Source organism: Sorangium sp. KYC3313, from assembly GCF_052075895.1.
Lineage (GTDB): Bacteria > Myxococcota_A > Polyangia > Polyangiales > Polyangiaceae > Sorangium > Sorangium cellulosum_B.
Genome location: NZ_CP197255.1, coordinates 1,215,885 through 1,236,696, shown reverse-complemented (window position 1 = coordinate 1,236,696; position 20,812 = coordinate 1,215,885). Strand labels below are relative to the sequence as shown.

Here is a 20,812-nt window from a genome sequence, read left to right as displayed (position 1 = left end):
GCCCGCGCGCCCCGCGCGTCAGTAGGGATCGGGCTTCGGCGGCGGGACGGTGGGATCCGCCTCGACGGGGGGCTTGACGATCTTCGGGGTCGCCGTGGCCACGGGGGCCGGGCCTCTCTGCGCGTGGGAGAGCGTCACCTCGAGCTCGATGTCCCGATCGAACACGAGCATCCGTCGTTGCGCGGCGTGGCCTGGCGCGGAGACCTCGATCCGGTGCGCCGCGCCGTCCTTGATGAGCTTGCCGTCGAACGGGTTCGACGGGAGCTCCACCCCGTCGACGAAGATCTTCGCGCTGGCGGGGCTCGCCTTGATCGATGCGCGGAGGAGCGACGCGTCGGTCTGCTCGCGTGGAGCGCTGCTCGCGGCGGATGGCGGCGAGGGCTCGGCGCGGGGCGGCGAGGGCTCCGGCGCGGGCAGCGCGCTCTGGGCCGGCGGAGGGGTCACGCGGAGGCTCTGCTGGACCGGATCGCGCAGCTTCAGGTACAGCGTCGCGGCGCCGACCAGCGCGATGACCGCCGCGAACGCGACGAGCGGCAACCGGGAGCGCCGCGGCGCCGGCGCGGGCTGAACGGCCGTGGCCGGCTCGGTCCGCACGACGGCGTGGAGCGTCGCTTGCGGAGGGCTCGAGCGGTGGAGGGCACGCGTGGGCGAAGGCGGCGAAGAGCCCGTGGTCGCGCCCTCCTCCTGCGCGGGAGGATCCGAGTCGAGCGGCTCGCGCCCCGGCAGCGACGGCAGCCTCGGCGCGCGGCCGGCGAGCCCTGCGCTCCCCGCCTCCGCGCCGTGCTCCTGCAGCTGCTTGAGCTGGCGATCGATGATCGCCCGGATCTCGGACCGCTCGCCGGCGAACAGCTCGCGCATGAGCGCGCCGAGCTGCTCGGCCGTCACCTGCTCTTCCAGGCGTTCGGTGTAGCGAGCGAGCTCCGCGCGAAAGGCGGCGGCCGTCGAATAGCGCTGGTCGGGCGAGTGCGCGAGCGCCTTGGCGCAGATGCGCGCGAGCTCGACGGGCACCTCGGGGCGCGCGGATCGCAGGTCCGGGATGTCCCGCATCAGGCGCGAGATGATCTGGGGATCGGACAGCCCACGCCAGAGGCGGCGGCCGGCGAGCATCTCCCAGAGGATGACGCCGGCCGAGAAGACGTCCGCGCGCCGATCGATCTGGGAAGAGTGCGAGAACGCCTGCTCCGGCGCCATGTACGCGACCTTGCCCTTCATCGTGCCGGTCTGCGTCTCGACGAGGCGGTGCGCGGCGAGCGCGATCCCGAAATCGACGATCTTCACCTGCCCGTCGTAGGTGACGAAGATGTTGTGGGGGCTGACGTCGCGGTGAACGACGTTGAGCGGCGCCCCGTCGTAGTCGACGAGCTCGTGGGCGTAGTGGAGGCCGGCCAGCACCTCGCTGAGGATCCAGAACTGGATGGCGAACGGGATCGCCCGCGCTTGCTCTCGCGCGCGAGAGATCACCCGGCTGAGCGGTTGCCCGTCGAGGTACTCCATGGCGATGAAGTACTCGCCGTCCGCGAGGCCGACCTCGTTGGTCTGCACCACGTTGCGGTGGTTCAGGCGGGCGGCGAGGCGGGCCTCATCGAGCAGCATGTCCCGGAACTCGGGCTCGTCGGCAATGTTGGGCCGGAGGCGCTTGATGACCTGCAGCTTGCTGAAGCCCGCCGGCCCCACCGCGACCGCCAGGTGCACGTCCGCCATGCCCCCGTGCCCGAGCGTCGCGATGAATTGGTATTTTCCGAAGCTCCGTGCGTGCCGATCCGAGGGCGACGGCGGCGCGTCCGGCGGCGCATCCCGGCCGACCGTGGTCGGCGCGTCGCGATCCGCGCGCCGCACCTGGACGGTGGGTGGGGGCTCGGGCGCGGGGACGAGCCCCTGCCTGGAGACCAGGGTCCCGCCGTCGATCGCTGCCCGCAGGCGCTCCGGCGGGCCCGAGGCGGCGAGCTCGTTGCTGCGGGCGGAGTCCGCCGCCCAGTCAGCCTCCTCGGTCGTCCCTTTGCGCTCGCCCACCGCCGAATGGTCCTGATCCAAAGACGTGCCGTCAAGCTGACGACAGCGCGGGCCAGCAACGCCGCGGCGTCTGCTGCTACTGTGCGGGACGCCACTCCCCCAGGCGGTCCCGGACGCCGGGCGGGTGCAGTAAAATTCGCCTGTGATTGCGCATCTTTGCCCGTGAACGAGGTAGCCCGATGCCCTGTGACTCGATCCCGCGGCGCCTGCTAGGCCAGGCGAAGGCGCGTCCCGAGGCTCCTGCCCACTACGTCAAGGAGGGGGGCTTCTGGAGGATGACCAGCTTCCGGGAGTACGCGGGCGAGGTGCGGCGCGCCGGCAAGGCGCTGCTCGCGCTCGGCCTCGAGCCCGGCGCCACGGTCAGCCTCCTCGGCTTCAACCGGCCCGAGTGGGTGGTGCTCCACGTGGCCTGCATGGCGATCGGGGGCGCTCCCGCGGGCATCTACACGACGTGCTCGCCCGAGGAGGTGCGCCACGTCGTGCGGCATGCGGGGTCGCAGGTGGTGCTGGTCGAGGACAGGGCCCAGCTGGAGAAGGTGCTGAGCCAGTGGGATCGGCTGCCGCGGCTCTCGTGGGTGGTGCTGATGCGGGGCGCGGAGTTCGCGGGCGATCCGCGCGATCCGCGGATCCTGGCCTGGGATGAGCTCCTCGCGCGGGGCGACCGCGTCTCGGATGAGCTGCTCGAGCAGCGGCTCGACGCGCTCGAGCCGAACGGCCTCGCGACGCTGCTCTACACCTCCGGGACGGTGGGGCCGCCGAAGGGGGTCATGCTGAGCCATGAGAACCTCACGCGCTCGGCGGACATGGCGGCGCGCCTGATCCCGTGCTCGTCGCGGGACATCGCGCTCTCGTACCTGCCTCTCTCGCACGTCGCCGAGCAGATGTTCACGATCCACATCCCGGCCTCGGTCGGCGCGGCCGTGTACTTCGCCGAGTCGATGGCGGCGCTCGCCGACAACCTCAAGGAGGTGCGGCCTACCGCCTTCTTCGGGGTCCCGCGCGTCTGGGAGAAGCTGAGGGCCGGGATCGACGCGAAGCTCTCCGGCGCGACGGGGGTGCAGAAAATCATGCTCGATCAGGCGAGGCGCGTCGGGCTCCAGCACAGCGAGCTCCGCGCCCGAGGGGAGCCGCCGGGGCCGCTGCTCGCGCTTCAGCACCGCGCCTTCGACAGGCTGGTCTACGCGAAGGTGAAGGCGGCCGTGGGGCTCGGCCGGGCGCACGCGTTCAGCAGCGGCGCGGCCCCCATCGCGAAGGAGGTCCTCGAGTTCTTCGCGTCGCTCGACATCCTGATCACCGAGGTCTACGGCCAGTCCGAGGTGACCGGCGCGACGAGCTACAACGTGCCGGGCCGGACGAAGCTCGGCTCCGTGGGGCCGTCGGTGCCAGGCATGGACGTGAAGATCGCGGACGACGGCGAGATCCTCGTGAAGGGGCCGACCGTGTTCCTCGGCTACTACAAGGAGCCGGAGGCGACCGCGCAGGCCCTGGTCGGCGGCTGGCTCCACTCGGGGGATCTCGGCCGGTTCGACGAGGAAGGGTTCCTCCACATCACCGGGCGGAAGAAGGAGATCCTCATCACGGCCGGCGGAAAGAACATCTCGCCCAAGAACATCGAGGAGGCGCTCAAGCGCCACGACCTCATCGCCGAGGCGGTGGTCGTCGGCGATGGGCGCAAGTTCCTCACGGCCCTGCTCGTGCTGGCCCCCGACGCGGTGGAGCGCCTCTCGGCCGAGCGCGGGCTCGGCCGCGATCTCTCGCACGCGTCGCCCGAGATCAGGGAGGCCGTGCAGCGGGCCGTCGACGCGGTGAACGGCGAGCTCGCGCAGGTCGAGACGATCAAGAAGTTCTCGATCCTGCCGCGCGGCTTCACCATCGAGGACGGCGAGCTGACGCCGACGCTCAAGATCAAGCGGCGCAATGTGAGCCAGAATTTTGCGCGCGAGATCGAGGCGATGTACGCCGAGTAATCCATGAGCAACGAGCCTGCCACAGCCGTCTCCTTCGACTTCGGCCAGACCCTGGTGGAGCTCGACACCGGGCTGCTCTCCGCCCGCCTCGCCGAGCGGGGCATCGCCGCGCCTCGGGAGCGGCTGGACGGGGCGGTGGACGAGAGCTGGCGCGCGTACAACGAGGCGATCCAGCGCGGGCTCGGCGGCCACCCGTGGAAGATCATGATGCGCCGCCTGCTCGAGGTGGGCGGCGTCGAGGCCAGCGCGCTCGACGCGGCGGTCGACTGGCTCTGGACGGAGCAGCCCCGGAAGAACCTCTGGCGCAGGCCGATCGCGGGGATGATCGACGTCGTGATCGAGCTCCGGCAGGCCGGCGTGCCGGTCGCGGTGCTGTCGAACTCGGAGGGCCGGCTCGAGGAGCTGATCGAAGAGCTCGGCTGGGCGGCGCACTTCGTGGCGGTCGCGGACTCGGGGCGGCTCGGGTTCGAGAAGCCGGGCAGGGAGATCTTCGCGTGGACGGCCGAGCGCCTCGGTGCGCCGCTCGCCGCGGTGGTCCACGTCGGCGATTCCTTCGCCGCCGACGTCGTCGGCGCCCTCGCGGCGGGGATGCGGGCCGTCTGGTTCAAGGGGGACCCGGCGCGGGCCGCGGAGGTGTCCCAGGCCGAGCGGGTGGCGGTGTGCGACGGCGCGGAGACGCTGCGCCGCGCGCTCCGGGCGTTCGGCGTCCGCTTCTAGCGCGTGCGCTGCGCCGCGCGCCGTCGTGCGGCCAGCGAAGCGATCTCCGTGAGCCCGTCACCTGGCGAGCGCGGCCCGTCGGCGCGGCGCTCGCGCGCGAGGTCGCGAGGTCCACGCGCGCGCCGCGCGCTCGCCCTTCCGTCCGTGAGCACGAACGTCCCGGAAGGCGCTCCGCCCGCGCTCGTCGCGCGCGCTTCTCTCCTGGCTCTCCTCGCCTCGCTGCCCCGCGCCGGTGGGTCGATCTCCGGATCGTGCAGCCGATGCACGTCGCGCGGTGGTTCGGGCATTGCTGGAGACCGGTTCACGATGATCGCCAACGATGCAGACGTCGAACAAGAGTCCGGACGCCGGGAGCGGAGAGCGAACGTTCCCGCCGCCGTCCCTCGCCTCTTCGGCGAGGTCCGCCGCGCGGACGAGCGGCTCGTCTCGCTGGTGCAAGAGCGCCCTGTGGCCACGCTCCTCGCGGTGGCCGCTGTGGGTTACCTGATCGGGCGGGTCGTTACACGGCTGAGTTGAGGAGGTCATCATGACGGTACGCGAGGTCGAGGCCGAACGGGATCGCGACGCGCGGGAGGTGGTGAACGACGCGCTCAGCCGGCTCGACGCGGCGGAGGTCACGCGGGCGGTCTCGGCGTTCGCGCGGGACAACCCGCACGTGGCGATCGCGGCGGCGGCTGGGCTGGGGTTCCTGCTCGGCGGGGGCCTGACGCCGCGCGTGCTCAGCAGGCTCGGGTCGCTCGCGACGCGCAGCTACGTCAAGAGCGCGCTGGCCCAGGCGGTCGAGCTCGTCCTCGATGAGCAGACGCGGTCCCAGAGCCACCTCGGCTCGTCGCCCTGATCCAGCGGGCACCTGCTGCGCGTTCCCTTGGCTGAAGGTGGGGTCGTTTGAACCGCCAAGCCGCCACGGACGCCAAGATTTTTGAGGTTTCTTGGCGCCCTTGGCGGTTTCATCACGGGCGCGTCCCGGCCGCGTCCGCACGTGGCTCGCGGCTCGCTCGTTGCTCATTCGCGAGATCGCTGGGCCACGCCGGGCGCACGTCCTCCTTCAGGTCCTGCGGCTGCAGGTCTTGCGGATGCGGCGACCGCCGCTCTCGCTCAGCACCTCTTCGACGCTGCGGGAAACGTCGGGCAAGCACCGCACGGAGAGCAACGCGCCGCCGCCGGCGCCGCCGTCGTCGAGCCGGCGCGCCTCGTACTCGGGCAGGCGCGCGCCGAGGACGGCGCCGAGCAGGGTGCCGGCCGCGCCAGCGGCGCCCGCTCCCGCGAGGCACGCGACGATGGGCCCCGCCAGGAACGCGTCGAGCCGCGGAATGATCAGCGCGCCTCCCGCCGTGATCGCCGCGAGCGTACCCCCGACGAGCCCTCCGATCACAGCGCCCAGGGCGGCCCCTTCGGACGCCTTGCTGTGGATCGTGAGCTCGAGCTCGTCCAGGCGGGAGTGCTGCCTGGGCACCATGCTGATGTCCTCGGCCGCGACGCCCAGGGCGAGGAGGCGGCCAAGTGCGCCCGCGGCTTCCGTGCGACCTGGGAAGAATGCAGTGAGCGTCCGGTAATACATCATTCGACGAGTGCCCCTGTGCCGCGGTTCGCGAGGTGTCTCGTTCAATCCATCTGCTCTCGGAAAAGCATCGCTTGTGCCGCTCCGGCTGCGCAGATGTCGCTCGGCTGCTGGAGCACATCCCGGGAAATGATGGAAGGCGCCGCTCCGCGCGTACGCGGTGCGGCGCCTTCGCGCCCCCCTGGAGCTCGCTCAGCGGGCGCCGAGCTCGTTGGAGTACGAGCCGGTGCTCTCCTCGAGCTTCTCCTGGATCTGGCTCTGGGTCCGCTGCGCAGCGCCCAGGGCGCGCTCCTTGGCCTTCTCCGCGCGCTCGCGCAGCCGGCTCGTGCTGTCGCGCAGCCGGCGGCGAGCTTCGTCGCCTGACGTCGGCGCGACCAGGACGCCAACCCCGACGCCCATGGCGATGCCGAGGCCGAGCCCGGCCGACAGGGGAACGATCCAATCGAGTGAGCTCCTTCTCCTGTAGGGGAACATGTCGGCCATGTAATTGACGAGATCGTTTGCCTTCATTGTGGCTCCGTCGGTTCGTATCGCGTGGGGGCGCGTGGCGCGTATCCCTCAGCGTGGATTCACGTGGCTGGAACAGTGACCGGCGGGACGTGAGGCAGCGCGCATGCCAAGGGCATATTGCGCACGGAGGGGGCAGGGCAGGGGGCTGCCCTGCCCCGAGGGGCGATCGCGGCGGAGGAGCGCCGCGGCGTTACCGGCAGAAGCCGTCGATGCAGATCTTGCCTTCGCTGCAGGGCGTCTCGGGATCGCAGTCGCCGCCGAGGTTCTCGCTCGACCCGCAGACCTGGTGCTCGCCGGAGAACGTCGCCACCGTCCTGCACTCGCTCAGCGAGGGCGACTGGTTGTCGCAGGCGTTCGGGTTCGGCTGGTCGCACGAGATGTAGCAGCTGTGGTGCAGACAGATCGACCCAGGCGCGCAGACGTCCTGCGCTCCATCCTCGCCGCACACGAAGTTGCTCGACTGATTCGGGATGCAGCCGTTCTCGACCCAGACGTCGCCCTCGGGGCAGGCGGCGCCGTCGCTCCTCGGAACACAGGCGCCGTCGACGCAGACGGCGGAGGGGCCGCCGCAGTCGTCGGTGATGACGCAGGGCTGCGCAGGGCGGGAGCAGATGCCGAGGGTCGTGTCGCAACGGTAACTGCCGGGGCAGTCCGCGTCCTCGCGGCAGGCGGGCGTGCATTTGCCCTCGACGCACTTGTCGTTGACCGGACACTGCGTCTGATCGAAGCACTGGTCCTGAGGCGCGGTGCAGATGCCGCTGACGCAGAGGTAGCCGGCGCCGAGGCGGGCGCAGTCGACGTCGGCGCCGCACGCGGCCGGGGTCGCCGGCACGCAGGTCGCATCGGCCCCGTCGCCCTCGCAGACATAGCCGTGGATGCACCCGAGCGGCTCGCCGCTCGGAAGGACCTGATCGCAGCCGCCGGGCTGGCACGTGCCATCCGGCGCGCAGGTCTCGCCATCGGCGCAGTCGTCCGGGTTGCCGCAGTACACGACGCCGCCGGGGGCCCCGCCGCTGCCCCCCTCCCCGGAGGAGCCGCTCGCGACGCAGGCGGCGGTGTGGTCGTCGGCGATGACGCACTCGAAGCCCCGGCTACACCCCCAGGTCGTGCAGTCGCCGACGTGGCATTCGTTGTCCTTGCCGCAGGTCTCGTTGATCCCGCAGTCGGCTGGCTCGTTACAGCCGCTCGGGATGCCGGGCCGGCAGTCCTCTGCATCACAGAAGTGGCTGTCGGCGTCGTCGTCGTAGATGGGGCAACCCGCGAGGAGGGGCGCTAGCACGCTCGCGAGACCCAGCAGAGTAAGTCGCTTCATTCACCGTCTCCCGAAAGCATTCGGCCGCCCGGCGTCGAGGAGCCGCGCCCTCGCGCGTGACGGTCGCGACCGGACGATCGTAGCAAGCGACATGCCCCACACAAGCCTGGCAAGTCGCGGCGTATTTGGGCCGATCGCGCGCTCGCCGTGAAGCCGCGTTCACGTCGACATGTGGCCCGCGCGAGGCGAGGCGAGGCGCGTCCCGGCCCCGATGTGCCGTGCCTCGCGGAGGGGTCACGCGGCGGCGGCCGCGACATCGGGGGGGCAGGGGGGACCGCAGGGGAGGGGGACCGCAGGGGAGGGGGGGACCGCAGGGGAGAGGGGGGACCGCAGGGGACCGTGAACCCTGAACCCCGGAGGAAAGCGGCGGACGGCGCGGCGCGGCGCGAGCCTTTGGGGCGTACAGGGGAACCCGTGCTACCGTTCCGCCGAGTTCCGGGCGGCTACCTCCGAACGAGGAACCCCGGCAGGCTCGCGCCTGGGGGGCCAGCCGTTCGCGAGGACACGGGGACCGGTCGAGCAGATGGATGTCACCTGCGAGCGTTGCAGCACCGAGTACGAGTTCGACGACGCGCTCGTGTCGGAGCGCGGCACGACGGTCAAGTGCACGAACTGCGGCTTCCAGTTCAAGGTCCGCCGCACCGACGGCGCGCTCCCCGAGAAGTGGTTGGTGCGCACGCTCGGCGGCCGGGAGCTCGAGTTCAAGATGCTCCGGGAGCTCCAGGCGGCGATCGCCCAGGGCCAGATCACCCGCGACGACGTGATCTCGCGCGGCAACGCGAGGCCGCGGCGGCTCGGGTCGATCGCGGAGCTGGAGCCGTTCTTCAAGGGGCCAGGCAGCATCGTCATGGCCGGGACCGCGCTGGGCATCGGCGGGCCCTCGCCGTTCCCTGGCCGCTCGAGGTCGCTGACGCCTCCAGGGCTCGGCGGTCCGGCGCCGGCGCAGACCGAGGGCTCGGTCGCGATCCCGCTCCCGCGGGCGGAGAGCGACGCGGACATCGCCCCCGAGTCCATCCATGACGCAGAGACGGTCGTCCGGGATGTGCGGGAGGTCCAGTCGGGCAGGGAGCGCCCGTCGCCGCGCCGCGGGGCGCAGACAGCGGCCTACGATTCCGAGGCCAGCGCCCCCGCGCGGGCGATGACGAAGCCGGGCGCGCTGCCCGGGGTCGTGGTGCCGCCGGAAGAGGCGCCGCCGCTGCCGGACGGGCACCCCGCGCGCCGGCAGGAGCCGCGGACCCTCCGCGGCGCGGGGGTCGCCGAGGCGCGCCAGGGCGCCGTCAAGCCTGGGCCCGCGGACGCCGGCGGCGAGGGGCAGGGGCGCGCCGCAGGCGTCGTTCCGCTGCGGATGCCGAACAGCGTCCCACCGCCGCGCATCGAGCGCGCCGCCGCGCCCGCCGACAGCCCGGGAGAAGAAGCCCCCGTGGCGAGGCGCGGGGCGCCGCGCGCGGCGAGCGAGGACCACGCGTCGCGGCGGGCAGCGACGTCGGGGGCGCCGACCGCACCCGCGGAGCCCGAGGGGCGTCCCTCGTATGTCGACGAGGGCGACGGCGACGCGGGGATCACGTCGCTGCCCTCGAGGAGGACGGGGATCGCGCGGTGGGTCGTCGGCCTCATCGTCGTCGGCCTCATGGTGGTGAGCGCGGCGACCCTCGGGCCGAAGTACCTCAAGCCGGCCGTGCAGGCCCGGCCGGCGGCGAGCGACGATCGCGTCTCGGCGCTGCTCGCCGACGGCGAGAGGAGCCTGGCCGAAGGGGATCCGGAGACGGCGAGGGACAAGCTCGTCAAGGCGAGCGCGCTCGCCGAGGACGACCCGCGCGTCGCGGCGGCGCTGGCCCGGGTCGAGACGGTGAACGCGGACGTGCGGTGGCTGCGGCTGCAGCTGCTCGCCGCAGGGGACGCGGATCTGGACACGGCGCGGCACGAGCTCGACGTCGCGATCGTGCGCGCCCGCAAGGCGGTCGAGCACGCGCGGCGCGTCGCGCCGGCGAACGCCGAGGTGACCCGCGCGGCGATCGATCTGCTCCGCATGCAGGACGACCTCGCCTCCGCGCGGAAGCTCGTCGGCGCGATCTCGGCCGAGAGCGCGCAGCCGGAGAGCGCGCTGTCGCTGGCCGCGCTCGATCTCGCGGAGGCTCATCCGAGCTGGGCCGCCGTCGTCGAGCGGCTCCGGACGGCGGCGAGCATCGAGCAGAGCCCCGGGCGAGCGCGGGCGCTCCTCGTCTATGCGCTCGCGAGGTCCGGCGATCTCGCGGCCGCGCGCGCCGAGAACGAGCGCCTGCTGGCGACGAGCCGGCAGCACCCGCTCGCGCGCCCGCTCCGGGCCTTCATCGACCGGCTCGAGAAGGCGCAGAGCGAGCCGGGAAGCGTCGCCGAGCCGGCGTCGAGCGCGCGCGCGGAGAGCCCGCAGCCGGGCGCTCCTCCGCCGAGCCCACAGGCCGCGGCGAGCGCTCCTCCCGCGAGCCCGCCGGCCGCGCCGGCCGCGCCGGTGCGCGTTCGCCGCGCGCCGGAGCCGGACGACGGCCGCGTGCCCGACGATTACGTCGCCCCGGGCGGCACCATCGATACGAGCGATCTGCCCGGCGTGCATCCGCCGCCGACCGCCGCGCCCGGGGCGACGGCGCCGCCGATCGACACCTCGGATCTGCCTGGAATGAAGCATGACTAAGCGCCGAGCTCGAGGGGTGCGGTGGACCTGCGTCGGCGCCCTCGCCGTGGCGGCATCGATGGCAGGGTGCACCGGGAGGGAGCGGGCGGCGGCGCTGCCGGCGCGCGCCGCGGCGGGCCTCGACGAGCCGGCGGTCGTCGAGATCGATCTCTCGCGCGGGCTCCCCGAGAGCGCGTCCGCGTCGCTCTTCGGCCCGCCGAGCGGCAGGACCCACGCGCAGCTCGTGCAGTCGCTGCGAGCGCTGTCCGAGTCCGCGAGCGCGAAGGGGTTCCTCGTGCGGCTCGGGAGCGCGCGCCTCGCGTTCGCGCGGGCCCACGAGATCGGCCGGATCCTCGGCGATGTCCGCGCGGCGGGGCGACCTGTCGTGTGCCACGCGGACGAGTACAACAACGCGACCATGCTGCTGGCGTCCATCGGCTGCGGCAAGCTCTGGCTCAGCCCTGCCGGACAGGTCGACACGGTGGGGATCGCGGCGCAGCTGGTGTTCGCGAAGGGGCTCCTCGACAAGCTCAACGTGGACGTCGACTTCCTCCAGGTGGGGAAGTTCAAGGGCGCGAGCGAGCCGTTCACGCGGGAAGGGGCGAGCCCCGAGGCGCGTCGATCGCTCGAGTCCGCGCTCGGCGGGGTCCGCGAGGCGTGGCTGTCGGCCATCGTGGAGGGGCGCGGCAAGGAGGAGCTCCGGGAGGCCCTCGAGGACGGCCCGTTCGCTCCTGAGGAGGCGAAGGCGAGGGCGCTCGTGGACGAGATCGGCGATCTCGAGTCCGCGACCGAGGACGCGAAGAAGCTCGCCGGCACCGAGCGCTCCGTGCCGCGGTTCGGCGGCGCTCCGCGTGATTCGAGCTTCTCCCGGAGCCTCGTGGACGTGTTCCGCTCGGTCTCCGGGGCGAGCTCGCTGGGGGCGCCGCATGTGGCGGTCGTCCCGGCGATCGGCGGCATCAGCATGAGCGCCAAGGGGATGCCCATCGGCTCGTCGGACGGGATCGGCGAGCGCGAGCTCGGGCAAACGATCACGCGCCTCACCGAGGATCAGAGCGCGAAGGCGGTCGTGCTCCGGATCGACTCGCCCGGCGGCTCGGCGCTGGCCTCGGATCTGCTCTGGCAGAAGCTGATGCGGCTGCGGCAGAAGAAGCCGCTGGTCGTCTCGATCGGCGGGATGGCCGCGAGCGGCGGCTACTACCTCGCCTGCGCTGGCACCAAGATCGTCGCCGAGCGGACGAGCATCATCGGCTCGATAGGCGTCGTGGGCGGCAAATTCGCCGTCGGGAAGGCGCTTGCGGACATCGGGATCAACGCGGAGACGGTCGCGGCCAACCCGGATCCTCAGCGGGCAGCGCGCGCCGCGTACATGTCGGCGCTCACACCCTGGGACGAGCCCACACGCGCCCGTGTGCTCGCCTCCATGGAGGCGGTGTACGATCTGTTCCTGAAGCGCATCACGGCGGGACGGAACCTCCCGCTGGAGACGATCGCGCCGTCGGCGGAGGGACGGATCTTCGGCGGGGTCGAGGCCGCAGGGCGCTCGCTCGTCGATGAGATCGGCGGCCTGGAGCGGGCGATCGCGCTCGCGCGCGAGCTGGCGGCGTTGCCGGCGGACGCGCCGGTCGAGATCGAGCAGGACGACGGCGGGCTGCTGGAGCTCCTGGCGACGGGCGACGAAGCCAGCGAGGGCAGCGCTCGGGCTCCCGACCGCGCAGCGCTCAGGGAGCGCGCGCGGGAGGCGATGGCTTCCGTCCTCCTGCCGGAGTGGCTCGGCGTCGCGCCGGAGGTCGGGACCTTCGCCGCCTCCATGGCGCCTCTCCTGGCCGGAGAGAGGGCGCTCACGGTGTTACCGTTCGCGGTGACGCTCCGGTGAAGCGCGAGATTGCACCGGAAGATTGGCCTTGTACCTCGGTCGTTCTGGTAGGCTGAGCGGGTTCAGCATACCCGAAGCGGGTCGCCGAAATGAGCTCTTCACCTCCGGATCGGGCAGCATCAGCGTCGGGCGCGAGGAGGTCGCTGCATTCGCCGGAGCTGATGGAGCCTGCCGGGCCCGCCTCTGCGGGGCAGCTGGTCCTCGCAGGGGCCCGGGCGATCGCGCCGGTGTCGCGCCACCGCGGCCCGCGGGCTGAAGAGGCCTACTGGCGCGCGCGGGTGGACGAGCGCCGCGCCGCCGGCGACGCGCAAGGGGAGCGCGAGGCAGCCCTCGCCCTCGCGAGGATCCTCGCCGCGCGCGGCGTCGAGCTGGACCAGGCGGCGGCGCTGGCGCGCCGGGCGCTCTCGCTGGGCGACGACCCGGCGATGAGGAGCGAGCTCGCCGGCTGGCTGGCCGGGCTGGGCGAGCCAGCCCTGGCCGCCGCGGCGCTGCGCGGCCTCCGCGACGACGCGCAGCCGCCCGGCGCGACGGCGCGGATGCTGGTGAAGATCGCCGTGCTCCTCGCGCGCGCCAGCGACGTCGCGGGCGCGGTCGACACGCTCGAAGAGGCGAGCGCGCTCGCCCCGGACGACGCGATGGCGAGCGAGCTGCTCGGCACGATCGCGGCCTGGGCGTCGGACGAGGTGTTCCCCGCGGCCGCGGCGAAGGCGTACCTGGACGCGGCCAAGCGGCGCGAAGCCGCGCGGGAGCGGGAGGCGGCGTTCGAGGATCGCCTGCGCGCCTTCGAGATCGCGCCTCACGACGACATGGCCGCCAAGGCCATGGCGGCCGCGCTGTTCTTGCGCAGCCGGCAGGGCGCGGCCGACGAGGTGCTCCGGACGCACGCCGACGCGCTCGCGGCGCGGGCGCCTCGCGGCGAGGGCGAGGCCCCTGGCCCCTCCGCCCTGCGACGCGCGCTGGAGGTGCACGGCCACCGGCTCCAGGGCGCGACGAACGAGGGCGACTGGGCGCGCGCCGTCGGGTGCGTGCTCGACGCGGGCCTCGACGGGGCGATCGACGGCGACGCCGCCCGCGCGATCGACGAGGTGCTCGAGCAGGCGGGGCTCTACGAGGTCGTGGCCGCGCGGATCGAGCTCAGGGCGGAGCAGCGGGTCGGGGCGCCGAGGGCCGAGGCGTACGTGGCGCTCGCGCGGCTCCACGCTGGCCCGCTCGCGAGCCCCGATCGCGCCGTGGAGGCCTGGATCGAGGCCGCGGCGAGCGACTCCGGCAGCGCCGCCGCGCGCTCCGCGCTGCGCGACCACGCGGCGACGCTGCACGACATGGCGCCCCTCGTCGAGGCGCTCATCCGCATCGGCGAGGGCTCGGACGCGAGGGCGACGGAGGACGCGGCGGGGCGGATCGACGCGCTCTCGGAGCTCGCGCGCCTCGCGGAAGAGAAGATCGGCGACCCCGGCCTCGCGCGCTGGGCGCTCGAGGCGCTGAGAGACGCCGGCGGCGACCCGAAGGACGCCGAGGCAGGGCTCCAGCGGATCGCCGATCGGCTCAAGGGCCAGGACGAGGCGCTCTCCGCGGCGCAGCGCGCGCTCCGCGGCGCGGACACCGCCGAGGGGCGGATCGACGCGCTCCGCCGGCTCGTCGTGATCTACCGCGGCCGCCCGAAGGAGCGCGCGGCCTACGAGGAGGCGCTCGTGGGGCTCTCGCGGGCGCTGCCGGCCGACCGCGGCTGCCTGCTGGCGCTCGATCGGCTGAGCCGGCGGACCGGGGGAGGCGCCGCGCTCGACGCCCTGCTCCGCGCGCGGCTGGCCGAGGCGACGCGGGCGCCCTCGGAGGGCGAGGGCGCGCGCTCCGCGAGGTCCGAGGCGATCCGCGCGGCCTCGCTGACGCGGGTCGAGCTGGTGCGCGTAAGGCTCCTCCTGTCGGCGATCGCCCGGCGGCAAGGCCACGACGCCCGCGCCCTCGACGAGGTGTTGCCGCTGCTCGGCGAGGCCCCGGGGCACCGCGGCGCGGCGAGCGCCGCGCTCGTGCTGGCCACGCGGACCGGGCGCCTGCGGGAGCGCGCCGACGCGCTCGTGCAGCTCGCCGCGCCGGTCTGGCCGGCGCTGCGCGCGGTGCTGCTCTCGGTCGCCGCGGCGCTCTACCACCGGACGCAGCGGGCGCGCGAGGCGGCGCTCTCGCGCGAGGTCGCGCTGCTCGCCTGCGAGGCCGATCCGTCGTCCGCGCGCGCCGTGGCCACGCTGGCCTCGATCCTCACGGCGGATCTCGCCGCCGCCGCGGAGGCCGGCGAGGCGCCGCCGTTCGAGGTCGACCGGGCGGTGGCGGCCGCGATCGAGCGCTCCATCACCACGGTGTTCCCGCGCGGCGCGCTCTGCGACGGCCTCGCGAGGGCGCTGGAGGCGCTGGGCGAGCTGCCGCTCGCGCTCGCGTGGACCCAGCGCTGGCTCGCGCTGCGGCCAGGGTGCCCCCAGGCGACCGCGGAGCTCATCCGCCGCGCCGCGGCCGCCGGCGACGCGGCCCGGCTCTCGGACGCGCTCGCGTGGATCCTGGCGCAGCCCAAGCCGCTCGGCGAGATGGCGTCCGCGCTGGCGAGCGCGCTGCATGCCCTCTACGACCTCGATCCCGAGCGCGGCACGGCGCTCGCGAGGCGCTCGCTCGACGTCTTCGGCCCGCAGAACCCGCTCTTGCGCGAGCGGCTGCTGGAGCTCGCGCGCCGGGCGGGCGACCCTCACCTCGCGGTGACCGTGCTCGAGCGGTGGCTGGCCGTCGAGATCACGGCGGCGCACGCCCCCGAGCTGATGTTCATGCTCACCGATTGCCGGCTCGACGGCGGCGATCCGGACGGCGCGGCGCAGGAGCTCGCGCGCGCGGCCGCGGTGCAGGCGGATCCTCACGAGATCCTCGCGCGGGTCCAGCGCCTCGAGTCCTCGCTGCTCGACGCGAAGGGGCTCAGCTCCGACGGCACCATCGCGCTGGTCGAGGCGAAGGCCCGGGCGTTCACCGCGCAGGGCGCCGGCGCGGCGGCGGAGGCCGCGGCCGCGTGGCGTGAGCTCGGCAGCCTGCGCTGGGACCTGGCGGAGGATCACCGGGGCGCCGAGGAGGCGTTCTTCCGCGCGAGCGAGCTCGCGCCGAGCGGCGGCACCGAGCGTTACGCGCGGGACATGTGCGAGTTCGCGGGCGTCGAGGCGGCGATCGAGGCGATCGTCGCGCGCGCCGCGGAGGCGCGGAGCGAGGGGGGAGCGCGGCCCGCCGCGGACGAGAACAGGTGGTCGGGCGACGTCGGGCCCGAGCGGCGCAGGCGCGCCAACCTGCTGATCGAGGCCGCCAACCTGGCGCACGAGCACGGCCTGCCCGAGCGCGCTCTCTCCGCGGCGGCGAGCGCGATCGAGCTCGATCCCCTCCGCGCGGACGCCGTCGCGCTGGTCGAGAAATCGGCGGACGCCGACGGCGGCATCGTCGTCCTCGACAAGACCTACCGGCTGCTCGCCGACGCGGCCCTGGGCTGCTATGGCCGCCGCGCCGCCCATTACCGCGCGGCGCGGCAGCTGGAGAGGCGCGGCGCGTTCGAGCTCGCGCTCGCGCACGCCGTGGCCAGCTTCGAGGCGGTCCCGACCGAGGGCACCTCGTACGTGCTGCTCGCTCGGCTCGCCGAGCACGTCGGCGAGCCGTCGGACGCCGTGCGCGCGCTCGAGCGGGTGGCGACGACGGCCGATCCGGCGTCGCGCAACGCGTGGTTGAAGCGCGCCGCGGCCCTCACCGGCCGCACGGAGGAGGGCCTCCGGCTGCGCCTCGACATCCTGCTCCGCGCGATGATCGTGCGTCCGGACGCGGCGCTCGTCGAGGACGTCGGCGCGGCCATCCGCGATCTCATCGCGTGCACGGGGCAGCCGGAGGTCGAGGCCATCCGCTTCGACCGCGCGGTCAAGGCGAGCATCGCGAAGCTCGACGGCCCCGAGGGGGCCCGCGCGGGGCTCGCGATGGCGCGCATCGCCGTCGCCGTCCTCGACGCGCCCGCGCTCGCGCTCGCCGCGATCGAGCGCGCGATGCTCGCCGACGGCGACGTCGACGAGTTCGAGACGCTCCTCGACATCGTCGGCGAGCTCGCGCGGCAGACCGAGCCGGCGTCGCACCTCGTCGCGGCGGTGTACGCCGCAGCGATGAGGCCGCACTCGAGCGTCGGTCCCGGCCTGCTCAGGTGGGCGAGCAAGCTCGCTGGCGCCCTGAACGTGCCGCCGGTCGCCGCGGCGCTGCTCGTGGAGGCCGCCCGGCGCGCGCCGGAGGACGACGCGCTCGCGTACGAGGCGGAGGCGGCCGTCGAGGGCAGCGGGGACGAGGCGCTGAAGCGCTCGCTGGACGACGCCTTGCCGGTCGCGCGGCGCCTCGAGGCGCTGCTGCACCTCGCCGACAAACACGAGCGCGAGGGCGAGCGCGCCGAGGCCACCGTCGCCCTGGAGCGGGCGCTCGCCGGCGGGCAGCTCGTGGGCGAGATCCGCGACGAGGTCGTCACCCGGCTGCGCCGGCTGTACGCGGCCGAACGTCGCAGCGCCGATCTCGAGACGCTCGTGCAGTCCGAGCTCGCGCGCATCGACCTGCCGGATGCCGTCCGCCTCGGGTTGACGCGCGAGCACGCCGGCATCCTCGCCGCCGGCGGCGATCTCCATGGCGCGGTGGAGCTCCTCCTGGAGGCCGCCCAGAGGACGCCGTTCGACAAGGCGCACATCGACGAGCTCATCCGGCTCGCGCGGAGCACCGACGATCGCCAGCGGCTCTTCGACGTGCTCACGCGCCTCCAGGGCATCCTGACCGGCGACGAGGAGCGGCTGCTCGTGCTCCGCGAGCTCGCGCCGCTGGCCCAGGAGATCGGCGATCGCGGCGCCGCGGTGGCGCTCTACGAGGCGATCGCCCGGCTGGATCTCACCGACATGCACGCCGTCGAGGTCCTCGAGCAGGACGCGAGCGACCGCGGCGATCACGCCGCGGTCGCCGCCCTCCTCGCGCGCCGCATCGAGGCGGCTCCGCTGCCGGACACGCGGCGCGCGCTGCGGCTCCGGCGCGCCGCGCTGCTCGAGCAGCGCCTCGGCCTCCTCGACGAGGCGTGCGCCGAGCTGGAGGCCCTGCTCGCGGCGTCGCCCGACGACGTGAGCGCGCTGAGGTTCCTCGCGGACATCCACGAGCGGCTCGGGACGCCGCTGCGCGCCGCCCCGCTCTGGTGCAGGCTGGGCGATCTCGCGACGACCACCGACGAGCGGGCCGAGTACAGCCTCCGCGCGTGCAGCAGCTACCTCGGCGGCGGGGACGTCGAGTCCGCGAAGGACGCGCTGGAGAGCGTCGCTCGCATCGCGCCGCGCGAGGCCGTGATCGAGCTCCGCGTCGAGATCGCCCGCCGCGAGGGGGACGGCCACGCGCTCGCCGCGGCGCTCGATCAGCTCGCCAGCGCGTCGCGCGACGCCCCCGAGCGGCGCGCGCAGCTGCTGGTCGAGGCGGCGCGCGCCACCTCGATGCTCGGGGACGACGCGACGGCGCTCGAGCGCGCTCGCCGCGCCGTGAAGCTCGCCCCGGAGTCGCCCGACGCCGTCCTCGAGGCGCGCCGCATCGAGTATCGCCTGCGCGGGACCGGGACGCCGCGCGACGCGCAGGCCGCGGTGGAGGAGCTCGGCCGCATCGCGCCGCGCCTGCGCCCGGCGCACGTCGACCTGCACGCGTTCCTGCTCGCCGAGACGCTCGACGTCATCCAGGGCCACGGCGCCGGCATGCGGGAGCTGACCCGGCGCCACGCCGAGGTCGGCCCGAGCACGCTGGTCGCGCTCGGCATGGCGGAGCGCCTGGCCCTGAAGCGGAACTTCTCTGCCGCCCTCCCGCTGTTCGATCGCGCGCTCGGCGGCGATCTCCAGGGGATGCGCGCGCGCGGTCGGGTCGCGCTCGCCGCCGCCGAGACCGCTCAGAACGCCGGCGATCTCGAGGCGGCCGCGCGCCTGCTCGAGGAGGCGGCGGCGGAGCCGGAGACGCGCACGCTGGCGCTGCGCCGCCAGCTGGAGCTCACGGCCGCGCGAGGTGAGCCCGAGGCCGCCCGGAAGGCGCTCGAGGAGCTCGCCGCGCAGAGCTCGGGGATCGATCGCGCCCGCGCGCTGATGCAGCTCGCGCGCCTGCACGCGCCGAGCGACCCGGATCGCGCGGCGAAGATCCTCTCGCAGGCCACGGTGCTCGCGGGCTCGGATCGCTCGCTGGGGCTGAAGATCGCCGAGCTGAACGCCGAGCTGGCCAGCGAGCGGGCGACCCTGCCTCCCGAGGACGTGCCCCAGGCTGCGACGCTCCGGACTGCCGCTGCGGAGCCGGCCCAGGCGGCACCAGAGGCGCCGCCCAGCGCTGCGTCGGCGGCGAACGGCGCCGGGCCCGCGAGCAGCCGCGCGCCGTCGAGCGGGGTCGGCCCTGCGAGCAGCCGCGGGCCGTCGAGCGGCGCCGGGCCCGCGAGCAGCCGCGCGCCGTCGAGCGGGGTCGGGCCCGCGAGCAGCCGCGCGCCGTCGAGCGGGGTCGGGCCCGCGAGCAGCCGCGCGCCGTCGAGCGGCGGCGCGCCGGCCTCGAGCAACCCGCACATCGATCTCGTCGAGCTCAACGACCCGCTCGACGAGGGGTTGATCACCGACGACCCGTCGCAATCCACCTCTCCCGCGGTGACGGACGACGATCTGCTCGACGGGGCGGCGAGCTCCGCCGCCTCGCCGACGTCGTCACCGAGCGCTGTGTCAGGTGCCGCGGAGAGCAACGCCGCGCGCGGCGGCGCCGCGTCGGGCCGCTCCGGCGCCGGCGCGCCGCAGCCCGGGCCCCCCGTCTCCGCCCCGGCGTCGATCCAGCCGCCCTCCTCCGCGACGCGGCTCGTGGCCGCGTGGTCGCCGTCCGCGGCCGAGAGCTTCGAGGAGGCAGCGCTCTTCCGCGAGCTCGCCGCGGGCTCGTACGACGCTGGCGAGCGGCTCATCAAGAGCTTCGCTCCGCGCGACGATCGCTCCCGGGAGGCGCTGGCGGTCCGACGGATGCAGGCCCACCTGCGCCTCGGCGATCGGGGCACCCTGGAGCGCCTCCAGGCGGCCGCGATCGCCGACAAGAACATGACCTACGCCCGCGCCATCGAGCACGTGCTGCGCGCCTTCGACGGTGACGAGCCGTCCGACCGGCCCGGCGAGGGCGTCGTCACGCCGCCGCCCCTCGTCACGCAGCGCGACGCGCCGGAGCTCGTGAGCGCGCTGCTCTTCCGCGATCTGGAGTCGCCGGTCAACGAGGCGCTCGCGATCGTCTGGGAGACAGGCCTCTACCGCCGCGACGCAGGCCAGTCCGGGCTCGTCCCCTCCGAGCGGATCCAGCCGACATCGCCGACCCTCCTCGGGGAGATCTACGGCGTCATGGCCGCTCACCTCGGCCTCTTGCGCACCGCGCTCTTCCACCAGCGCGCTCCCTTGCCTGCTCCGTCGCCGCCGGAGGCGCAGGTCGTCCGGGTCAACCCGCCGGCCGTGCTGCTGCGGGGCGAGGTCCGCGAGGACACCCCCGAGCTGCGTTACCTGCTCGGCGCTCAGCTCGCTGGCGCCATGCCCGACCATGTCCTGGTGAACACCAGCTCGGAGGATGAGCTCCGCACGCTGCTCTCCGCCATCGTCGCCGCGTTCGGGCCCCTGGAGGCCACCGCGCACAGCGCCCGCGGCAACCCGGCCGTGGTGCGGCTCGAGCAGAACCTCTGGCAGCTCATCCCCCCGCGCGCAGAGCGTCGCCTCCGCGAGATCTGCGACAGCGCCGACAAGATCACCTACGAGGGGGCCGTCAAGACGACCCGCACCGCGATGCGCCGCGCTGGCCTCTTCGCCGCGGGCAACATCGCCACGGCCGTGCGCGCGACCCTCAAGGAGCGCGGCGTGGAGCTGGCGGTCCCGCTCTCCGACCCCGAAGGGCTCGCCGCGGCCTGCGCGTCGGTCCCCGAGATCGCCGATCTCGTACGCCTCGCGACGCGGATGGAGTACGCCGAAGCGCGATGGCAGCCTGGTACGGTGCCTTCACTCCGGCGGGTCGACACGGGAAGCTCGCGCTTCCGTGCAGGCACGTAGGCGCCGCGGCACCCGCTGCGCGGACGTTGGTGGCGTCATGTTCCTCGCAGACCTCGCGCCCCCGCAGCGCCGACCGGAGCCCGGTCGTATCCCGTCTCACCCGAGCTTTCCCGTGTGCATGTCCGTGCTTCGCCTGGCCGCGA

Annotated in this window: 10 protein-coding genes; 6 read left to right on the top strand and 4 right to left on the bottom strand. The window is 74.3% G+C overall.

The window, feature by feature from the left end; all coding sequences use genetic code 11:
* Nucleotides 1–18: 18 nt before the first annotated feature.
* Nucleotides 19–2,010, bottom strand: coding sequence for a serine/threonine protein kinase (locus ACSRUE_RS04825; protein WP_441289993.1), 1,992 nt, complete (start codon nt 2,008–2,010; stop codon nt 19–21).
* A 179-nt stretch (nt 2,011–2,189) separates the two neighbouring features.
* Between ACSRUE_RS04825 and ACSRUE_RS04820 the strand changes: the two genes are divergently transcribed.
* From ACSRUE_RS04820 to ACSRUE_RS04810, 3 genes are all read left to right on the top strand, one after another.
* Entirely contained in the window at nt 2,190–3,977 is a 1,788-nt protein-coding gene (locus ACSRUE_RS04820) for an AMP-dependent synthetase/ligase (protein ID WP_441289992.1), read from the top strand.
* Nucleotides 3,978–3,980: 3 nt separating this feature from the next.
* A complete protein-coding gene (locus ACSRUE_RS04815; RefSeq protein ID WP_441289991.1) occupies nt 3,981–4,694 on the top strand; it encodes an HAD family hydrolase in 714 nt (237 codons plus the stop codon).
* Nucleotides 4,695–5,220: 526 nt separating this feature from the next.
* Nucleotides 5,221–5,532, top strand: coding sequence for a hypothetical protein (locus tag ACSRUE_RS04810; RefSeq protein ID WP_437762874.1), 312 nt, complete (start codon nt 5,221–5,223; stop codon nt 5,530–5,532).
* Nucleotides 5,533–5,739: 207 nt separating this feature from the next.
* Here ACSRUE_RS04810 and ACSRUE_RS04805 read toward each other — a convergent pair whose 3' ends face one another.
* From ACSRUE_RS04805 to ACSRUE_RS04795, 3 genes are all read right to left on the bottom strand, one after another.
* A complete protein-coding gene (locus ACSRUE_RS04805) occupies nt 5,740–6,150 on the bottom strand; it encodes a hypothetical protein (RefSeq protein WP_441289990.1) in 411 nt (136 codons plus the stop codon).
* Between the two features lie 294 nt (nt 6,151–6,444).
* Nucleotides 6,445–6,762, bottom strand: a complete 318-nt coding sequence (locus ACSRUE_RS04800) for a YtxH domain-containing protein (protein WP_437762872.1) — start codon at nt 6,760–6,762, stop codon at nt 6,445–6,447.
* 190 nt (nt 6,763–6,952) lie between these two features.
* Complete coding sequence (locus tag ACSRUE_RS04795; RefSeq protein WP_441289989.1) at nt 6,953–8,074, bottom strand: hypothetical protein; 1,122 nt, start codon at nt 8,072–8,074, stop codon at nt 6,953–6,955.
* A 523-nt stretch (nt 8,075–8,597) separates the two neighbouring features.
* Here ACSRUE_RS04795 and ACSRUE_RS04790 point away from each other — a divergent pair.
* The 3 genes from ACSRUE_RS04790 (at nt 8,598) to ACSRUE_RS04780 (ending at nt 20,669) form a co-directional block, all read left to right on the top strand.
* A complete protein-coding gene (locus ACSRUE_RS04790; protein WP_441289988.1) occupies nt 8,598–10,739 on the top strand; it encodes a zinc-ribbon domain-containing protein in 2,142 nt (713 codons plus the stop codon).
* Nucleotides 10,732–12,591, top strand: coding sequence for a S49 family peptidase (locus ACSRUE_RS04785; RefSeq protein WP_441289987.1), 1,860 nt, complete (start codon nt 10,732–10,734; stop codon nt 12,589–12,591). The genes ACSRUE_RS04790 and ACSRUE_RS04785 overlap by 8 nt, the downstream gene beginning before the upstream one ends.
* A 161-nt stretch (nt 12,592–12,752) precedes the next feature.
* Nucleotides 12,753–20,669: a hypothetical protein gene (locus ACSRUE_RS04780; RefSeq protein ID WP_441289986.1), complete on the top strand. Its 7,917-nt coding sequence runs from the start codon at nt 12,753–12,755 to the stop codon at nt 20,667–20,669.
* Nucleotides 20,670–20,812 lie beyond the last annotated feature (143 nt).